Source organism: Streptomyces sp. NPDC059816 (assembly GCF_042732055.1).
Taxonomy (GTDB): domain Bacteria; phylum Actinomycetota; class Actinomycetes; order Streptomycetales; family Streptomycetaceae; genus Streptomyces.
Genome location: NZ_JBHWIQ010000005.1, coordinates 237,896 through 256,440 on the forward strand (window position 1 = coordinate 237,896; position 18,545 = coordinate 256,440).

At 74.8% G+C, this 18,545-nt stretch carries 13 protein-coding genes and 2 pseudogenes; 2 read left to right on the forward strand and 13 right to left on the reverse strand.

What is annotated here, in order from left to right; all coding sequences use genetic code 11:
• Positions 1-192: 192 nt before the first annotated feature.
• Complete coding sequence (locus ACFV88_RS09520; RefSeq protein ID WP_385487833.1) at positions 193-1,038, reverse strand: NAD(P)H-binding protein; 846 nt, start codon at positions 1,036-1,038, stop codon at positions 193-195.
• Positions 1,039-1,145: 107 nt separating this feature from the next.
• On the opposite strand from ACFV88_RS09520, the gene ACFV88_RS09525 reads away from it, so the two are divergent.
• Positions 1,146-1,550, forward strand: a complete 405-nt coding sequence (locus tag ACFV88_RS09525) for a winged helix-turn-helix transcriptional regulator (protein WP_385487835.1) — start codon at positions 1,146-1,148, stop codon at positions 1,548-1,550.
• A gap of 19 nt (positions 1,551-1,569) precedes the next feature.
• On the opposite strand, the gene ACFV88_RS09530 is transcribed toward ACFV88_RS09525, so the two are convergent.
• From ACFV88_RS09530 to ACFV88_RS09570, 9 genes and pseudogenes are all read right to left on the reverse strand, one after another.
• Entirely contained in the window at positions 1,570-2,295 is a 726-nt protein-coding gene (locus ACFV88_RS09530) for a ScbR family autoregulator-binding transcription factor (protein ID WP_385487837.1), read from the reverse strand.
• Between the two features lie 160 nt (positions 2,296-2,455).
• Positions 2,456-4,081: a GAF domain-containing protein gene (locus ACFV88_RS09535; protein WP_385487839.1), complete on the reverse strand. Its 1,626-nt coding sequence runs from the start codon at positions 4,079-4,081 to the stop codon at positions 2,456-2,458.
• Between the two features lie 37 nt (positions 4,082-4,118).
• Positions 4,119-5,162, reverse strand: a complete 1,044-nt coding sequence (locus tag ACFV88_RS09540; protein ID WP_385487841.1) for a rod shape-determining protein — start codon at positions 5,160-5,162, stop codon at positions 4,119-4,121.
• 176 nt (positions 5,163-5,338) lie between these two features.
• The gene (locus tag ACFV88_RS09545; RefSeq protein WP_385487843.1) at positions 5,339-8,485 is read right to left on the reverse strand and encodes an SAV_2336 N-terminal domain-related protein; all 3,147 of its coding nucleotides are present in this window, start codon (positions 8,483-8,485) and stop codon (positions 5,339-5,341) included.
• On the reverse strand, positions 8,475-9,557 hold the full coding sequence (locus tag ACFV88_RS09550) for an AAA family ATPase (protein ID WP_385487845.1): 1,083 nt from the start codon (positions 9,555-9,557) through the stop codon (positions 8,475-8,477). Before ACFV88_RS09550 ends, ACFV88_RS09545 begins: the two co-directional genes overlap by 11 nt.
• A 40-nt stretch (positions 9,558-9,597) precedes the next feature.
• Entirely contained in the window at positions 9,598-11,400 is a 1,803-nt protein-coding gene (locus tag ACFV88_RS09555) for a trypsin-like peptidase domain-containing protein (RefSeq protein WP_385487847.1), read from the reverse strand.
• The gene (locus ACFV88_RS09560) at positions 11,397-11,774 is read right to left on the reverse strand and encodes a CU044_2847 family protein (protein WP_385487849.1); all 378 of its coding nucleotides are present in this window, start codon (positions 11,772-11,774) and stop codon (positions 11,397-11,399) included. Before ACFV88_RS09560 ends, ACFV88_RS09555 begins: the two co-directional genes overlap by 4 nt.
• Before the next feature lie 407 nt (positions 11,775-12,181).
• Positions 12,182-13,654: an acyl-CoA synthetase gene (locus ACFV88_RS09565; protein ID WP_385487851.1), complete on the reverse strand. Its 1,473-nt coding sequence runs from the start codon at positions 13,652-13,654 to the stop codon at positions 12,182-12,184.
• A gap of 71 nt (positions 13,655-13,725) precedes the next feature.
• Positions 13,726-14,864: pseudogene (locus ACFV88_RS09570) on the reverse strand (MerR family transcriptional regulator).
• A gap of 205 nt (positions 14,865-15,069) precedes the next feature.
• Between ACFV88_RS09570 and ACFV88_RS09575 the strand changes: the two are divergent.
• A complete protein-coding gene (locus ACFV88_RS09575) occupies positions 15,070-15,966 on the forward strand; it encodes a RimK family alpha-L-glutamate ligase (RefSeq protein WP_385487853.1) in 897 nt (298 codons plus the stop codon).
• 12 nt (positions 15,967-15,978) lie between these two features.
• Here the strand turns inward: ACFV88_RS09575 and ACFV88_RS09580 are convergent, their stop codons facing one another.
• The 3 genes and pseudogenes from ACFV88_RS09580 to ACFV88_RS09590 form a co-directional block, all read right to left on the reverse strand.
• On the reverse strand, positions 15,979-16,629 hold the full coding sequence (locus ACFV88_RS09580; protein ID WP_385487855.1) for a hypothetical protein: 651 nt from the start codon (positions 16,627-16,629) through the stop codon (positions 15,979-15,981).
• A 67-nt stretch (positions 16,630-16,696) separates the two neighbouring features.
• Positions 16,697-17,639, reverse strand: a pseudogene (locus ACFV88_RS09585) (BtrH N-terminal domain-containing protein).
• Positions 17,636-18,505: a MerR family transcriptional regulator gene (locus tag ACFV88_RS09590; protein WP_385487857.1), complete on the reverse strand. Its 870-nt coding sequence runs from the start codon at positions 18,503-18,505 to the stop codon at positions 17,636-17,638. Before ACFV88_RS09590 ends, ACFV88_RS09585 begins: the two are co-directional and overlap by 4 nt.
• Between the last annotated feature and the right edge of the window lie 40 nt (positions 18,506-18,545).

Here is an 18,545-nt window from a genome sequence, read left to right on the forward strand (position 1 = left end):
ACCCGCACCAGGGCGCCCCGAAAAGGGGCGCGGGGAACTGCGCGAACCCGAGACGCAGCTCAGCTGGACAACGCACGCCCGCCGGGGCGCACCGAATAGGGGCGCGGGGAACGGCGCGAGCAAGCACCACGCACCCGCAGGGGACCGCGCACGCCCAGGGAGACGTACCCAAAGGCGCGCAGGGCACCGCGCTCAGCGAAAGGCCGCCACCGTGCGGTCCGCCCACGAGCGGAAGGACCTCGGCGCCCGCCCCAAAAGGGCCTCCACCGCAGGGCTCACCCGCTGCTCCACGTGCAGCGGAGCCCCGAGGATGTCGAGGGTCCCGTCCACCACCGCCTCCGGCAGGAACCGCACCATCCGCGCCCGCGCCTGCGCCCGCGTCAGCTCCACGAAGGAGAGAGGGACCCCCAGCACCGCACCGAGCGCCGCGGCCTGCTCCCGGGGGCTCACCGCCACCGGGCCCGTCAACTCGTGGACGCGGCCCGCGTGCCCCTCCTCGCGCAGCACCACCGCCGCGACCTCCGCGAGGTCGGCCGGGTCCACCACCGGCAGGGCCACCTCGCCGAACGGGGCGTAGATCGTGCGCTCGGCACGTACCGAGTCCGCCCACCCCAGGGCGTTGGAGGCGAAGCTCCCGGGCCGCAGCACCGTCCAGTCGAGCCCCGAACCCTGCACGGCCTCCTCCCACACCCGCAGCGCCTGGTGCGAACCCGCCTGCGGTCGCGTCCCGTTGATCTGCGAGGACAGGACGACGACCTTGCGGACGCCGCTGCTCACGGCCGTCTTCACGACCTCGTCGGGACCGCCCCCGCCACCGAGGACGTCCGGCGGCACCATCAGGAACAGGGCGTCGGCGCCCTCCAGCGCCGGCCGCAGGCTCGCCGCGTCGCCGAGGTCCGCAGCGACGGTGCGGACCCCCGCCGGACCCGCATCGGGCACGGGCCGTCGAGAGACGGCGGTGACCCGCTCGCCCGCCTCGGCGAGCGCGGCGACGAGGGGGCGTCCGACGTTTCCCGTGGCACCTGTGATGACGATCATGATCAGCTCCTGAAGTCCGTTGTTTGACCTGCCCGTTGGGACGACATGAAACTAACAGTGCGGGGATAGTGGGTACCTAGAGGAAAGCGACTCACCAGGAGGACAGCATGACGATCGAAATCGAAATCGAGAACGAGACCGTCACCGGGGGACCCTGTGCGATCTCCCCGGTCGTCGACATCCTCTTCAGCCGCTGGACGACCCCGATCCTGTGGGCACTCCACCAGCTCGGCCGCCAGCGCTTCGTGGAGTTGCAGCGCACCGTCACCGGCATCACGCCGAAGGTGCTGACCCAGCGGCTACGGCAGCTGGAGCGCGACGGGCTGGTGACGCGGACCTACCACGCGGAGGTACCGCCCCGGGTCGAGTACGAGATCACCGACCTGGGGCGCGGACTCGCCCCGGTGTTCGCCACGCTCACGACCTGGTCCGAGGAGAACCTGGCCAAGGTGGAGGAGGCCCGCCTGGCCTTCGACCTGACCGACCGGCAGGCCATCGTCGTACGACGCTGAGCCCGCCGTGCGGAGCGGTTCAGCGGGCCGCCACGGCCACCGTGCGGCGGGGGGCGGGAACCCCCGGGGCGCCCCCCGACTCCTCGATCTCCGGGCGGATGTCGTGGCGCGCGGAGAGCAGCCGCTCCGCCCGGTCCGGAGCCAGGTCGAGCGTCGGCAGCACGGCGGGCACGGCGATGCTCGGCAGGATGTGCTGGAGCAGCACGATGACCCGCCGGGTCAGGTCCGCCCGTTCGCACAGCACGTGCGACATGCCCTGGATGCCGGTGAAGGCCCCGGCCATCAGCTCGGCCGTGTCACCGGGCACCACATGGGGCAGCAACTCACCCCGTGCCTCGGCGTCCTTCAGCACCTGGTCGATCCGGTCGATCCACGCCTGGTACGGGGTCCCCCGGGGTGGCGCGGGCTCCACGGCGTCCCGCCGCTGGTCCATCGCGAGCCCCATGCTGGCCCGGGTCAGCGGATCGTGCAGCAGCCGATGGGCGAACAGCAGCCCGTGGTCCACCAGTTCCTGGAGTTTGGTGCGCTGCGGTGGCAGTTCACCGAGGTCGAGTTGGGCCGCGACCACCCCGAGGGCCAGTTCCTCCTTCGACGCGAAGTGGAAGTACAGCGCGCCCTTGGTGACCCCGGCCCGCTGGAGGATCTCGGTGATCGTCGCTGAGCTGTACCCGCGTTCGTCGAAGACGGCCGCCGCCGCCAGCAGAATGGACTCGCGCGTCTGGATCGCCCGTGCCTGTCGTGCCATGGAGTCAGGTTCCTGCTTCCCCGTCAGGGCGTGTGCGCCGTCTTCGGCCACGCCGACACGGACAGAAAACCGGACAGCCCACCTCTTGTCGAGGGCAATGAGAGACCCCTCATTACTCCCTCATTCACTGTGCGTCCCCCGCCGCTCCCTGCCCGCCGGATCAGAGCGGGGAGTGCCAGGTCAGAGCGGTACCACCGGTTCCGGTGCCGTTCTCGGCCGCGGGGGCGTCGTCCTGGACCGTCAACCGCACCCCCGGCCTCCCGTCCGCCAGACACGCCGCCGCGTCAACCGTGACGGCTATCCGACTCACCCCCGCCCGGCGGGCCGCGGCACCCAGCGCGCGACGCAACGCCGCCACGAGGTGTCCCGCCACCGGATCGCCGACCCGCGCGTCGACGGCGCCCACGAACCGCACCGACGGAGGGAACCCGGCGACCGCCGCAGCGCCCGCCGTCTCCCGCAGCACCCGGCCCCGCAGGGTGGTGGGTGCATCGGTCGGGGGCTGCTGGAGGGCGATGATCGCGGTGCGCACCTCCTGGACGGTCACGTCGAGTTCGTCCACCGCCCGCGCCAACTCCTCCCGCACCTCCCCGGCTGCCGGCGCGGACCCGTCGGTGCGCTCGGCCCTGCGCCGCGTGGACTCCACCATCAGCCCCGTGGCGAACAGCCGCTGCACGACCAGATCGTGCAGATCGCGGGCGATCCGGTCCCGGTCCTCGTACACGGCGAGCCGCTCCCGGCGCGCTTGCGCGTCCGCGAGGACGAGGGCCAGGGCCGCGTGCGCGGCGAACCGGGACGCCATCGACCGCTCCACCGGGGTGTACGGGCGGGCGCCCCGGTGCCGCGGCAGGGCGAGGGTGCCGATGAGCCGCCCCCGGGAGGTGAGCGGCAGCATCATCACCGGCCCGAAACGCGCGGCCGACGGGGACGAGGTCCGCGGATCACTCGCCGCGTCGGCCACGTACACCGGCTCCCCGGCGAGCAGCCGCCCCAGGACCGGGCTGTCCGGCGGGACCACGGCACCCAACAGGCCCCCCACGTCGGTGCGTCCCACGAACCCCGCCGGCCCGGAAACGGCCACGGCCTCAAGCCCGCCCCCGGGGGCCTGTTGCAGGATCACCCCGGCCGCCGCGTCCGCGAGTACCCGGGCCCGCTCCGCGACCGTCTCCAGGGCGTGGGCCGTGCCGCCCGCGAGGAGCGCCGTCGTCACCGCCGCTGCGCCCTCGATCCAGCGCTCCCGCTGCCGCGCCGACTCGTACAGCCGGGCGTTGCCGATCGCGATGCCCGCCTGCGCCGCCAACACCCTCAGCAGGTACGCGTCCTCGTCGGTGAACGCGCCGCCCGCCTTCTCCGTCAGGTACAGGTTCCCGAACACCGCGTCCCCGACGGGCACGGGCGCACCGAGGAACGACCGCATCGGCGGATGGCCCGGCGGCAGCCCGTGCGCCCGCGGGTCCGCGGTCAGATCGGCGATGTGCAGCGGCCGGGGGTCGTCGATCAACGTGCCGATCAGCCCGGTGTGCCCGTCGGGCAGCCGCCCCACGCGGTCCCGCGTCCCCTCGGGCAGCCCCGTGGTGTACAACTCGGTGACCCGGGGCCGCCCGGGGCCGCCGGCCGGGTCCAGCACGCCCAGCGCGCCGTAGCGGGCACCGGTCAGTTCGGCGGCGCGCGTCACCAGGTGCTGGAGGGTGGCCCGCAGGTCCAGGTCGGTGCCGACCTCCAGCACCGCATCGAGGAGCGGCGGCAGACGCGGTGCGTCCGCCGCCGTACGGTCGTCTTCGCTCACCGCTCCAGGATGCCAACCGCCGGGGCCCGCCGGTAACTCAGCCGGCCAACGGATCGAGCACCATCGGCTGGACGCGGCCCTCCAGCATCGCCCCGAGACCGAGGATCGCGCACACGTCGGGCCGGTCGGCGATCGTCACCGGCATGCCCGTGGCGTCCCGCAGCATCTGGTCGAGGCCGGGGAGCAGCGCACTGCCGCCGACCAGCATGATCCCCCGGTCCGCCAGATCGGCGACCAGATCGGGCGGGCAGTCCCGCAGCACCTTGCCGATCCCGTCGAGCACCGCGGTCAACGGGGTATGGATGGCTTCCCGCACCGCCGCCGTGTCCACCCGCACCGAGCGGGCCAGTCCGGTGGCCACGTCCCGGCCGTGGATCTCGGTGGAGGTCGGACCGTCCGGGCTGAGGCCGTTGCCGGACAGGGCGAGTTGCAGCGGGCGCACCGACTGGGAGGGCAGCATCAGCTCGTGACGGTGCCGCAGGTGCTGCACGATCGCGTGGTCGATGGCGTCCCCGCCGACCGACATGCGTTCCGCAGTCACGATCGACCCGAGGGACAGCACCGAGACCTGGGTGGTGGCCGCCCCGCACACCAGGATCATCGTCGCCTCGGCCCGTTCCACCGGCAGCCCGCAGCCCACCGCGGCGGCGATCAGCGTGTCCACCAGCTCGACCCGGCGCGCCCCGAGCCCGACCAGGGTCTCCACCGCGGCGCGGCGGGCCAGCGGATCGGCCTCGTGCGGGGTGCAGGCGGCGGCCCGTAGCCACGGTTTGCGGCGCAGCGCCCGGCGCAGCTTCTCGCCGATCAGGTGCCGCAGCATCCGCTGCGCCATCTCGATGTCGACGACGGAACCGCCCGACACCGGCCGCACCACCCGGATGTAGCCCGGGGTGCGGCCCGTCATCCGCTCCGCGAACTCCCCGACCGCGATCAGCGAGCCGGTGCGGGTGTTGACGGCGGCCACGCTCGGCTGGTCGACCGCCAGCCCCACGCCCTTCACGAACACCCGGGTCCGGGCGGCGCCCAGGTCCACCGCGATGTGGCACCGGCGCAACTGGTCCAGACTGGCTTGGGTGTTCATCGGCGTTCCTCCCGAGTGCACGGACCGTCCGGCGGGGCCGCGCGGCGGTCATCCCCTCGATCGTGCGGGCGCGGCGGGGGCCGCCGCACGACGGGATGGGCCGGGCGGGGGGCCGCCGGACGGGTGGTCGTCGCCGTCGGGGGCGCGCCGGGTGCGGGGTGGCGGCGCGGTTGCTGCTAATGCGGTGGCCGCTCCTGCTCCCAGTCCCGCTCGCGGCCCTGCGCCCGGTCCCGCTCCCCGTAGTAGCGCTCGAATGCCGGGTCGGGCCGTTCCCCCGTGTCGAGCAGGGCCCGGTACGTCTCGCGGGCCTCGTCGGTCCGGCCCGCGTGGTCGAGGGCGGTCAGCCGCAGCCGGAGGACGACCGGGTGGTCCGGGTTCGCCGCGATCACCCGGTCGAGGTCGCGTACGGCGACCTCGGCCCGGTCCAGGGCCAGGTCGGATTCGGTCCGGACCTCTATGAGCCGCAGCCACAGCGCCGTCAGCCGGGTCCGGGCCTGGTCGGCCGCCGGACCCCGCACCCCCACCAGCGGGGTCCCGTGCCACAGGTCCAGCGCGGTGCGTGCCGCCCGGTTGGCCCGGATGGCATCGCCGCCGGCCCACAGCCGGTCGGCCTCGGCCGCGAGCCGTTCGAAGTCGTGCACGTCCGCCGTATCGGCGCTGGTGTGCAGTGCGTACCCGTCGGGCAGCGTGGCGAGCCGGCCAGGCCCGAGGAGCCGCCGTAGTTCGGCGGCGTGCCCGGCGAGGACGGCCCGCGGGTTCGGGGGCCGGGTCCCGGACCGCCACATCCCCTGGACGAGTTGCTCGTGGCTGACCCGGCGGCCGTGTCGGAGCAGCAGCATGCCCAGCATGGCGATCTGCTCGGGCACGTCGAGGGCGAGGGTCTCACCGGGGGAGTCGGTCCGGTCGAGCCACGACCGGGTGGCCGTGCGCCGCACCGAGACGGCCGCCAACAGCGTGTACTGGAGGGATTGTTCCGACGGAGGGGTGAGGCTGTACGTGCCGAGGTCGGCGAGCCAGACGAGGACCGCGTGACGTTCCGCGTCCTGCCCCTCGCGCAGGGCCGTGATGGCCCCGGCCATGGTGGTGCGCACGGTGGTCGGCAGCCGGGTGAGGAAGTCGGCCCGGGGCTCCGAGCCGCCGTCGGGCGACATCAGGAGGGCGAGCAGGGCCGCGAACCGGCGCAGGTCGTCGCCCCGCCGATCGGTGCCCGGTCCGGTGCCCAGCGCGAACGAGGTCAGCTTGGGCGTGCCGTCCGGCATCACCATGACGCTGTACATGCCGACCGCCCCGTGGACCACGCCCCGCTCGCCCAACTCGCTCAGCGCGGCGGCGAGCCCCCGGGCCAGGGAGGCGGTCAGCCGGGACGGCAGCAGGAACCCGCTGGGTGCGGCCAGTGCGCCCAGCGGGATGCCGTCCAGGTGCTCCATGACGAGGTATCCGGTGCTGCCGTGGGTCCCGGAGTCGAGGACTCGGACGATGCACGGGTGGTCGATCTCGCGGAGCCGGCGGGCGGTGTGCGTGAGGTTCGTGTCCGTGACTCCCGGAGGTTGGGGCTGGACCACCACGTCCTGCCCGTCCCGGCGGTCGCGCGCCAGCCACAGCGAGGCGCCCGGCTGGAGGGGACGGGTCAGCCGGTAGCGGTCGTCGAGGACCTCGCCCCCGCGGAACAGGCCGGGTGCCGGCTCGGCTTCGGCGGGCGGCCGGGTCGCGTACCGCAGGGTCGCCAGGTCCACCGTCGCGATGGGGTCCTCGCGGGGGGCGGTCCCGGGCTCCGCACCGGCTCCGCCGGACACCAGGGCCTCCGCGCCGAACGCCCCCGTCGTGGTGCCGGCCCGCTCGTCGATCAGTGCGCCCACCCGTGCCAGCAGGGCCCGGGTCCGCACCCGGGAGGAGCGGGGCAGCGACCGGAGCAGGACCTCCCGCACCCCGGGCCGGAACGCGTACTCCTCGGGCGGCCCGCCCCCGGTGAGCATGCCGCTCAGGATGACCTCGGCGAGGTGCTGGGGGCGCGGGTCGTGCTCCAGCGCGGCGTGCACGAGCCGCATCACCGGCAGCCGCGGGGTGCCCAGGGTCAGGTGGCCGGCGAGCCGGAACGCCTCCGGCGACGCCGTGGCGCGGAACCGGGCGACCAGTTCGTCCGGCGGCAGCGCGGCCGTGTCGTCCCGGGCGGGTGCGCCGGGGGCGTCCGGCCGGGCGCGGTACGTCACCCGGGCGGCGGCGCCGGGCATCCGGCCGCCGCCCGGGTCGGCGATCAGGGCCGACCAGTGGGCGAGCCAGCGGGGAGCGGCCTCCAGCACCGGCAACAGGGTCGTCGGCGGTGCCGTCGGGTCCGCAGCGTCGGTGCTCTCGTACGGGGTGAACGTGAGTGCGGCGTTCGGTGCGGCGGGCCCCGGCGCCGACAGCAGGCCCGCCGCCGGGGACAGCGCGGTGGACCGCCACAGCCGTTCCGGCAGCGGTTGGAGCACCGCGACGGGCATCCGTCGCGTCCAGCGCCACAAGGTGCCGTACCAGCGGGCGCCCGCCGCCCCGGCCCACCACTGGGGGCCCGTGCAGTCGCTGACCAGCAGCGTCACGGTGCGACCGTCCACGGGGACCGGTACCGGTGCGCCGCCCGGCCCGCTGACCCGGCCGTCGGCGCCCAACCGGTACGCCTCCACCGTCCGGAACACCCCCGAGCGGGCCAGCGCGGTGCGCAGTTCGCGGACCAGGGGCCGCCACACGGGCATGGTGGGGCCCGCGTCGTGCAGCAGGTGCAGCCTCAGCCAGCGCTCCCGGGTGGGCCGCAGCACCGGCAGCCACCACCACGGGGTGTCGGCGAGCCGGGCCAGCCGCGCGGTCCGGTCCGCGGTCGCGCCCTCGTCCAGGACGTGGCCCCGTGGCGCGTCCACCCGTCGGCCCAGCGGCCTCAGGGCCCGCTGGAGCGCCAGCGGGCGGGGCAGCATCGGCGGGGCGGCGGCCCGCAGGGGCGTCCGGGTGACCGGGGCGGCAGGGGCGTCGGAGGCGGGTCGCGGGTCGGGCAGCGGGGGCGCCGGGTCCGGGGTCCGGTCGGCGGGCTCCGGCGGGTCGTCCGCGGGGGCGGGGGGCCGGTCCGGTTCCGGTAGGTGCAGGGGCGTACGGGGGCGGGCGGGCGTCACGGGGGCCGGCGCGGGCGGGGTCCCTTGGGCACGGGCGTGGTGGGCGAGCCACAGCAGTTCGGCCAGCTCGGTGGCGGTGGGCGCGGTGCCGCTCCCGGCCGCGGTCAGGACGGCGGCGAGCCGGGCCACCGGGCCGCCGACGGCTACGGCGGCAGGAGCCCGCGCGGGCCCGGCGCGGTCAGAACCCATCACCGTCCCCGGCCTCCGGGCCCCCCTCCAGGTACGGCATCAGCCGCGCGGCGAGCGCATCGCGCGAGGGACCCGTCAGCCCCGCGGCGCCGGTCAGGTAGATGGCGTTCAGCAGGTGGTCCGTGGCGAGTTCGCCGGCGTCCGACCGGTCCAGGAAGGTGGCGATGAGACCGCGGGCGTAGTCGTCGGGGGCGCCGAGGTGCGCGCTGACGATCCGTTCGAGCCGGTCGCCGTCCGGTCGGCGCAGCCGCAGCGAGACGCAGCGGCGGAGGAAGGCGGGCGGGAACTCCCGCTCGCCGTTGCTGGTCAGCACCACGAACGGGAACGACCGGCAGCGGACCGTGCCGTCCTCCACGCTCACCCGGTCCCGGCCGCCGTCGATCATCAGCTCGGCGCGCGGGGTGTGCCGGGCCGCCCGGACCAGCTCCGGAATCCGGTACTGGCCCTCCTCCAACACGTTGAGCAGGTCGTTGGGCAGGTCGAGGTCGCTCTTGTCGATCTCGTCGATGAGCAGCGCCCGGGGGCGTCGGTAGGGGAGCAGGGCGGTGCCGAGCGGGCCCAGCCGCAGATGGTCCTCCACCCCGTCATCGCCGCCGTCGCCGTCATCGCCGGCGGGTACGGGGTCCGCCCCGTCGACTCCCTCCACTGCGTGCGTCGCGCGCACCGCCGCCGCCCGGACCGCGTACAGCCGGGCCAGCGGGTCGTACTGGTAGAGGCCGTCCTGGAGGGTGGACCGACTGGTGATGTTCCAGCGCAGCACCGGGCCGAGCCGCAGCTCGCGGGCGACGGCGTAGGCGAGCGAGGACTTGCCGCTGCCGGGCGGGCCGGTGACCAGCAACGGCCGCCGCAGGTACAGCGCGGCGTTGACGAGGTCCACGCTCTCCTCGGTGGCCTGGTAGGTGCGGGCCCGGTGGACCCGGTCCGGGGAGACGGCCCCGCGGCCGGCGTCGGTCTCGGCCGGTGGCTCCAACGGGGGCCCGCCGTCGAATGCGCGCCACGGCGGTGGGTCGGGCAACGCGTCGACGTGGTCGTGCGGCGCTGACGCACCGGTGTAGACGGGCCACTGGGACATGAACCGGGCTCCTCGGCGGGTAGGAAAGGGCGGGCGCGGGTCAGCGGACGGGGGAGGCGGCGTGGCCGGAGGGCTCGGGGAAGCAGCGCGGGTCCTCCCACAGCAGGGTCAGGTCCCGTGCCCAGTGCCCGGCGAGGTCGCCGGAGAGGTAGACGTCCTTGCGCAGGGCGTGTACCCGGAGCGGGATCTCGCTCGGGGGGAGCCCGGCCAGGTACGCCCGCAGCTCGTCGAGGAACGTGCCGCCCGTGCACGGCCCGTCGGCGCCGTGCCGGCCGTCGCACCCGGTGCGCGGCCACAACATCACCGGCACCGAACCGTTCAGCCCGGCCGTGAACAGCTGGCGCATCCGGGGGGACTTGGGCGGGGCGGTGAACGCCATCACGTGCCCGTCGTCGAACAGTCGGACGGTGAGCCGGCCCTGGTCTTCGGTGCTGCCGCACTCCACCCGCACCAGTTCGGTGCCGGCCCGTCCGTCGAGCTGGTGCCACTTGCGTCGCAACGCGTGCTGGAGGGAGCCCTGTCGGCGCCGGTCCCGGTCCATCACGACCAGCGGGTACAGACAGCCCAGCGGACTCGGGTCGTCCGCGCCGCGCGGCCACTGGGCGACGGGTTCGTTGAGGGACCGGCGCGGCAGCACGAACGCGATCAACACCGGTGCACCGTGCGGGAGTTCGCGGAACGCCGCGTCGACGCGCTCGGCGACGTAGCGGGACAGTTCGCGTTTGGAGAGGGTCCGGGAGCCCACCAGTCGACGGTGTCCGTCCCGGTAGGCCGACACCTCGGCGAGGTACTGCCCGCCGCCGGCGCCGCTGCGTTCGAGTTCCACCACGATCGGCGACCAGTCGGGCGCTGAGGGGTCGACGGGGGCGGCGGGGGCGGTGCCCCGGGGTGCTGCGCCGGCCCACTGGTGCAGGGCGAACCGCAGGTCCTGGTCGTCCACGAGGTCGGCGAGGCGGCGGGCGAAGCGGCCGGGGGCTGCCGGGTCCGCCACCTCGAACAGCAGGTACCACAGCACGTCCCACAGGGAACGGAATCCGCCGGGCGGCAACGGCGGCCCGGTCACCGGATCGACCGCCTCGGCGTAGAGCTGGTCCGGTACGCACGGCGCTCCGGTGCGCACCACGTCCGCCAGCAGTCCCCGCAGGGCCGATGTGGCCGCCGGTCCGAAGCCGGGTGCGGGCACCAACTCGGCGAGCTGCGGGACGTAGCGGGCGAGTACCGCGGCGGGCAGCATCCGGGCGCCGCGCTCCCCGGTCGCCGAGGTGACCATGCCGACCGCCCGGCCCGTCGCGGCGAGGACGACGGCCGCCCCGCTGAACCCGGGGGCGACCGGCTGGCCGTGGCCCGTCCACGCCTCCAACTGCACCCATTCGTCGCGTAGTCGACCGGCGGCGGTGATGCGGTACTCGGCGACGGTGCCCTCGTCGTACCGGTCGGGGAAGCCGTGGAGGAGCAGCCGGGGCGGCGGCTCCCCGTAGCCCTCGTCCGGCGCGGCGAACTCGACGGGCTTCAGGGGGACTTCGTGTGCCAGTTCCAGGACCGCCAGATCGCCCGGGTCCAGATCGCCGCCGGCCCAACCGCCGTCCGTGACGATCCGTGCGGTGACCGGTCCCAGGCCGGTGGCGTGCGGGAACGTCACCTCCACCGGGGAGTGTTGGCCGTCCCGTACGACATGGGCGCAGGTCAGCACCTCACGGGGGGAGACCAGGAACCCGGCGCCGACCTCCCGGCCGCAGTCCACCCGGGCGTGCCAGGCGGCACCGGAACCGGTACCCGCCGGGCTCTTCAGGGGGAGGTCTTCGGTGGCCGAAGGGCGGTGCGGGCGCGGTGCGTTCACCGTCATGCGGCGGGCGTCGGCTCCGGCACGGCACCGGGGGTGTCCGCGGTGCTCGCCGGACGGTGCTCGGGCGACCAGGTCAGCCGCACCAGTAGATGGCCTTCCGCGGCGCCCTTCACGATCACGGCACCGGTCTCGGCGGTGAGCCGCACCCCGAACTCGATCTCGACGGAGTCCGGTCGCAGCGTGCCGTCCCGGAACACCCGTAGCGCCGACTCGGCCGCCGCCCGCGCCCCGTCCAGGGAAGCCTCGAAGGTGCGGGCCGCCTGCGTGGGGCCGCTGCCGCCCCGCGACACCGGACGGGACCCGGCCGTCTCCCGCGGCGCCGAGACCACCACCGTCGTGCCGTCGTCGGTCCTGAACTCCACCAGCTCGTCCACACATCCCCCGTGGTGCGCGCGTCGCCCTGTCCGTGCTGTTCCGGTGCTGTGGTCCGCATTCTTCATGACCTGCGGGCCGCTGTCAGCGGAACCGGACGAACGCACGGCGGCGCCGCCTCCCCGTGGGACCGGGAGGGACGGCGCCGCCTTCACGTCGCCGGAACGTCAGACCAGCCAGCCGATGAAGTGGATGAGGCCGGCGAGGACGTCGGTGAGGAAGTTCATGGTTCTCCTTGCTCAGTACGTGTCGTGGGACTCGCTCGTGAAGTGACGGTATGCATCCCGTCGTGCGCGCTCCGTAAGCATGGTCGGTCGTTGGCACCCACGGCAATCTCCTGAGCGACGATCACCTGTTCGCGGGAACACCTGCGTCAGTGTTCGGGTCGCCCGTTCGGGACGGGGCGCCCTCAACCACCCTGCGGCAGGGACCGCTTCATGACCTTCCCCAGGTCGTTGCGCGGCAGCACCGCCAGGTACCGCACCGTGCGGGGACGCTTGTGCGGGGCGAGGAGAGACGCCACGTGGTCCGCCAACTCGTCCCCCGTGGGCGGTGCTTCGGGATCGGCGGCCACCACCCAGGCGACGATCCGCTCCCCGAGGTCCGCGTCCGGCTCACCCGTCACCGCCGCCTCCCGCACCCCCGGGTGCTCCAGCAACGCGTTCTCGATCTCCCCGGCCCCGATCTTGTAGCCGCCGCTCTTGATCAGGTCGGTCGCCTTGCGGCCCACGATCCGCACATAACCGTCGGGCTCCAGGACCGCCATGTCCCCCGTACGGAACCACCCGCCGTCGGCGAACGCGGCGGCCGTCGCGTCCGGCCGGTTCAGATACCCGCTGAACAGGTTCGCCCCGCGCACCTGGACCTCCCCGACGCACTCGGGGCCGTGCTCCACCAGCGGTGCGCCCGACTCGTCCACGAGCCGCAGTTCGACGCCCCCGAGCGGCGGTCCCACCGTCCCGGCCCGCGGCTCGCCGTCCACCCGCACCGCGGTGTTCATCAGCGTCTCGGTCATCCCGTACCGCTCCACCACCCGGCGCCCGGTGGCCGCCGCGATCCGCTCGTGGTCCCGCACCGGCAGCGCCGCCGACCCCGACACCAGCAGCCGCGCCCCGGCCAGCGCCCGGACCAACTCCGGATCTTCCGGCAGCGCCTCGGCCAGCCGGTGGTACATCGTCGGCACCCCGAACAGCACGTTCGCCCCGGCGCCCAGCTCCCGGGCCACCCCCTCGGGGGTGAACCGACCCAGGTGACGCAGCTCCCCGCCGAGCCGCAGCGGCCCCAGCACGCCCAGCACCAGCCCGTGCACGTGGAACAGCGGCAGCCCGTGCACCAGGACGTCGTCCTGGGTCCACGCCCATGCCTCGGCCAACGCGTCCAGCGTCGTGGCGAGCGCCCGCCGCGGGACCACCGCACCCTTCGGCGCGCCCGTCGTCCCCGAGGTGTAGACGACCAGGGCCGGTGCCTCCGGGTCCGGGTGACCACCCGCGGCGGACGGGGCCGGTGCCGCCGGCTCCCCCCACGACTCCACGTCCACCTCCACCCGTTCCACGCCGCGCAGCGCTCCCGGGAGTTCGGTGCCCGGGGCCACCAGCACCCGGCGCGGGGCGCTGTCCGCCACGATGTGCGCCAGTTCGCTCTCCCCGGAACGGGGGTTCAACGGCACCGCGGGCACCCCGGCGAGCAGCGCACCCACCACGCCCACCGCGGTCTCCGCCGTGGGTGTCGCCCAGACCGCCACCCGCCCGGCGCCGGCGATCCGCCCCCCGAGCCGCCGCGCCGCCCCGGCGAGTTCCCCGTACGTCAGACGGCGCTCGCCGAAGGTCAGCGCGGGTCGCGCCGCACGGCCGGGGTCCGCCAGGGGCGGGAACAGGTCGGTCACAGTCGTACTCCTCGTCCGGATGGCCGGGGCGGACGCCCCGCGGGTGATGACTCCCGCCCCAGCTTGCCCCCTCAGCCCGGGTGCGCGGCCCCGACCACCACATCGGCCACGGCGCAACCGATGTTGTCGGGCGCCCCCTCCTCGTGCGCCGCGGCCACCAGGGCGTGCACCGCCTGCTGCGGGTCGGCCGCCGCCGCCAGCAGTTCCCGGACCCGCTCCGGTGCGAGCAGTGCGGTCAGGCCGTCCGAGCACACCAGGTAGCGGTCCCCGGGACGGGTGTCGTGCGTGCGCAGGTCCGGCACCGCCGGGGCGTCCGGTGCGCCGGGCAGCGCCCGCAGCAGCAGCGACCGCTGGGGGTGGCTCTCCGCCTCCGCCGGGGTGAGTCGGCCTTGCTCGACCAGCTCCGCCACGGCCGTGTGGTCCTCGGTGATCAGGAACAGCTCGCCGTCGCGCAGGACATGGGCCCGGCTGTCGCCCCGATGTGCACGAGGGCGAGCCGCGAACCGGTCCACAACAGCGCGGTGAGGGTGGTGCCGGTGGCCTCCGGCGCGTCGGTGGAGCCCGCCACCGCCCGTACCGCGCGGGTGGCCTCCGCCACCGCGTCCGCCGAGGCGTTGAGGACGTCCCCGGGCGCCAGGGCCCGGGCGTCGAGGTGCCGCAGCGCCCCGACGGCGGCGGCGCTCGCCGGCGCGCCGCCCGGCCCGTAGCCGTCCGCGACGGCCAGGACCCGGGCCCCCGCGTGGGCCGCGTCCTGGTTCGCCGGGCGCACCAGGCCCCGATCGGTGACGGCCGCGTACCGCAGTTCCAAGGTGCTCGCGCTCATGGTCTCCCCTTCGGTCCGTGTCAATTGGTCCACCAGGAACGCCGCCAGATCGCGACGGGCCGCGGTCCGTGCCTCCACCTCGGCCCAGAACTCCCGTACCGCCCGCGCCGCGTCCGGCGGATCGAGCGGTGCGACCTCCCGGATGCGGGCCAGCGGCATGCCCAACCGGCGCAACCACGCCACCAGCCGGGCCCGCTCCACCTGGGCCGGTGCGTACATCCGGTACCGGGATCCGGGTGCCACCCGCGCCGGGCACAGCAGCCCCAACCCGTCGTAGAGGCGCAACGCCTTCGCCGACAGCCGGGTCCGACGTGCGAACTCGCCGATCGTCAGGGTGGGTTGGTGCGCCGCCTCGGGTGCGGCGCTGTCCCCGTCGGGACGGTTCATGGGCGTGCTCCCTCGTTCCGGTGCGTTCCCTCGGTGCTGCCGATCCTGGGGGCTGCCCGAGGGGGAAGGTCAATCCCGTGGTGCGTGGGCGAGCACTGACCCGGGCGGTCGTCGAGGGCCGTGCCCGGAGGGGACGCGTGGTGCGTGGGGTGTGCACCGGGTTAGCCTGCGCTCCCGTGTCCGTTCCGCCCCGAGGAGTCGCCGCGTGCCCCGTGCCCGCCGGATCGCCCTGGTCACCTGCAACCCCCGACCCGGGCTGCCCGCCGACCCCGAGCTGCCAGGCCTGCTGTCCGCGCTGACGGCCGCCGGAGCCCGGGCCACCGCAGTGGCCTGGGACGACCCGGACGTCGACTGGGCCGCCTTCGACCTCGCGGCGATCCGCTCCACCTGGGACTACGCCCAACGAGTACCGGAGTTCCTGGACTGGGCGGCACGCTGCGCCCGCCTCAGCCGACTCGCCAATCCGGAGCCGGTCGTGCGCTGGAACAGCGACAAGCGGTACCTCGGTGACCTGGCGCGGGCGGGTGTCCCCACGGTGCCGACCCGCTATCTGCCGCCCGGCGCGGACGGGGAACCGCCGGTTGACGGCACCCCCTACGTCATCAAGCCGTCCCAGGGTGCCGGCGCCCGGCTCGCGGCCCGCTACGAGGGCACCCCCGCCGACGCGGAACGGGCCCGGGAACACCTGGCCCTGCTGCACGCGGAAGGGCTCACCGCGATGGTGCAGCCTTACCTACGGGGCATCGAGACCACGGGGGAACGGGCGCTGGTGTTCGCCGGCGGACGGTTCCTGCACGCCATCCGCAAGGGCGCCGTGCTGACCGCGGGCACGGCCCACGACGCGGCGCGCGATCCGCACCCCGAGGTGCGCGGCTGGCGGGCCACGCAGGAGGAACGCGCCCTCGCCGAAGCGGCACTGGCGGCGGTGCCGTTCGCCGACGCATTGCTGTACGCCCGGGTGGACGTGGTCGACGGGGAGGACGGGGCGCCCCGGTTGATGGAACTCGAACTCATCGAGCCCTACCTCTTCCTGGAGCACCACCCCGAGTCGTTCACCGAACTGGCCGCGGTGCTCCTCGCGGCGGCCGGCCCGGTGGCCTGAGCGCCCCCGCGGTTACCGGCGGCCACCCCGCCCCCGCTCGCTGCGCCGCAGTGCGCGGCGTTGCCGTCCCGGCAGGGTGGCGGCCAGTTCGCCCACCGGGGAGACGTCGTGGCAGTCGGTGCCCCGGCCGCCACGGCACCACCACACCGGCGGGCCGCCGTCCGCGTCCGTTTCGCCCGGGTACCAGTCGTCCGTGGTGCCTGCGGGACGGGGGTGCATGCCGATCTTGTGTTCCGAGCAGATCGGCCAGACCTGCCACCGCAACTCCATGATGGTCGACTGGGCAGCATCCGCGACCGCAGTCAGGACCGTCGTCGCGTCGTCCGGCTCCGGCGGGTCGCCCTCCTCCAGGTCGCCCGGGTTCACCGCATTGCCGTGCCAACGGCCGTCGGGCATCGCCACGTAGACCTGCCCCCGGTCGATTCCGCCCGGGGACGGGGACGGAGACGGGGACGGGGACGGTGACGGGGACGGTGACGGCCAGGGCGGGTCGACCATCAGGATCAGGGCCTCCTGATCCGGCAGGGTCGCCGTCAGGTCGCGATTGACCACGGCGAGCGCGGCCTCCAGCTTCGGCCACTGACCGGGCTCGGCCGGCCCGGGCTCCGGGAGGTGCTGATGGCCGTGGTCAGGACCGGTGCTGAACTGCGAGAAGTGGTTCACCAGGGCATCGTCCGACCCGGAACGGCCAGGAGGCAACTCCTTCACCCGGCCCCCGCGCAGTACGGGGTTAGAGCCGGCTCAGCGCCCCCATGGCCTCCCGCTCCAACCGGGCGAGGTCGCGCAGGACGGCCCCGGCCCGCGCGAGCCGGGTCTCGTCGCCCGACTCGCCCGCCGCGGCGATCAGTTCGGCCACCGCCGTCCACCCGGCCGCTGTCGACGGACTGCGCGCACTCGGCGAGGAAGTCGCGGTACAGGTTGCGGAACAGGGCGCCGCCCGTGCCGGCCTTCTCCATCAGCCGGGCGGCCTGCGTCAGGTCCCGCCGCGGATCGTCGGTGCGCGCCCACCACTTCGGCACCTGGAGGGCGGCCTTCTCGATGCCCCGGTGACCCAGGTTGGCGATGGGCGGGTTCAGGAAGGCCTCGGCGCAGGCCCGGATCGCGGGGACGATCCGACCGTCCGGCGCGGGCGCGCCGTCCGGCACGGTCAGGGTGAAGGACCGGTTCCGCGCGGTCATCGGCCCGCGTTCGGCGCGCGCCAGGGCCAGGCCGGTCAGCGGGGTGGACACGGCCCCGCCCTGCTGGTCGGTGTCCACCAGCTGGGCGCGGTGCTCGTCGTAGCCGTACACGGCCACCACATGGCCGCCGAAGTGCACCCGGTGCCGGAAGTAGTCGAGGTGGTAGCTGTCGAGCTGGAGGCCCACCGGCCGTCCCGCGTCGAGCTGTTCGGTGACGTTCCGCCACGCCTTGCGGGCGGAGGTGGTCTCCTCGACCACCAGGTCCAGGCCCAGTCGGGCGGCCAGGTTCCTGGTGAGCTCGAACGGTTTGACCCGGCCCCCCAGGAACGGGAACGGCAGGGCCTTGCCGTCCCAGTAGACGAAGGACAGCCCCGCGCCGAGCCCGAAGAGCATGGGCTCGGACAGATCGAGCCGCGCGTGCCGCAACAGCACGCCGAGTGCCGTCGTCTCGCAGTGCTGCGTCCCGCGGGCGTCGATGTTCTCCACCGTGGTCATGTCGTGCGCTCCTCGCCGTTCTTCCCGTGCCGTGCGTGCCGGTCGGTTCCGTGTGGTTCTTGTCGTTCGACGGGGTCGACGGGGACGATCAGTCGGGTCATCAGCTCCTCTCGGGGCGCCTCTCCCGGTCCGAGGAGGTACACCTCGCGCACCGGCGGCCTCGGGCGCAGCCCCCGTTCGTGGACGGCCGCGAACAGGGCGTGGTACGCCAGCGAGAGGTGGTCGTAGGGCCCGATGTGTACGGTCTGGGCCGCGGGTCCGCCCGGCAGGACCACGGCTTCGAGACCGGCGACGTCCGCGGATTCCGTGGTTAGTGCCCCCACGGCGATCCGGGTCCGTTCCGCCAGGTCGAGCGGGTACAGCCCCCACAGCGGTGGCTCCCACCGGACCCCCGCCGCACCGAGCGCGGTCAGGACCCGGCCCGCGCACGCCCCGGCCAACGTCCCCACCTCGGTCGGCGCGCCGACCGCGCGGGTCACGAGCAGTCGCCGCGGGGGCTCCTGGACCAGCCGCACCTCGTAGCCGGGCAGGCCGTCGTCGGCCAGTCGTCCCAGCAGCTCCCACCGCGCCCGGTCGCGGTCGATCCGCTCGGCCAGCCGGTCCCGTTCGACCCGCAGGACCCGGCCCCGGGCGTCGGCGTCGGCGGACAGCGCCTCGGCGATCACGGCCAGCGGCAGGTCCATCTCCCGCAGCAGGGCGATGGTCAGGGCGTCCCGCGCCTGCTCGGGGGCGTAGTAGCGGTAGCCGGTGGCGGCGTCCACCCGGCCCGGGACCAACAGCCCCGTCTCGTCGTAGTGCCGCAGCTGTTTGACGCTCAGTCTGCACAGGCGGGCGAAGCGCCCGATGGTGAGGTGGTGGTTGCGCACGCCGTCATGGTGGACCCTCCCACAGGGGGAGGGTCCACCG

What these genes read in the sequence shown, in the direction of transcription:
- ACFV88_RS09540 (WP_385487841.1), bottom strand. Translation starts at nt 5,162, where the DNA reads ATGAACACCCAAGCCAGTCTGGACCAGTTGCGCCGGTGCCACATCGCG.
- ACFV88_RS09525 (WP_385487835.1), top strand. Translation starts at nt 1,146, where the DNA reads ATGACGATCGAAATCGAAATCGAGAACGAGACCGTCACCGGGGGACCC.
- ACFV88_RS09530 (WP_385487837.1), bottom strand. Translation starts at nt 2,295, where the DNA reads ATGGCACGACAGGCACGGGCGATCCAGACGCGCGAGTCCATTCTGCTG.
- ACFV88_RS09550 (WP_385487845.1), bottom strand. Translation starts at nt 9,557, where the DNA reads ATGTCCCAGTGGCCCGTCTACACCGGTGCGTCAGCGCCGCACGACCAC.
- ACFV88_RS09555 (WP_385487847.1), bottom strand. Translation starts at nt 11,400, where the DNA reads ATGACGGTGAACGCACCGCGCCCGCACCGCCCTTCGGCCACCGAAGAC.
- ACFV88_RS09520 (WP_385487833.1), bottom strand. Translation starts at nt 1,038, where the DNA reads ATGATCGTCATCACAGGTGCCACGGGAAACGTCGGACGCCCCCTCGTC.
- ACFV88_RS09545 (WP_385487843.1), bottom strand. Translation starts at nt 8,485, where the DNA reads ATGGGTTCTGACCGCGCCGGGCCCGCGCGGGCTCCTGCCGCCGTAGCC.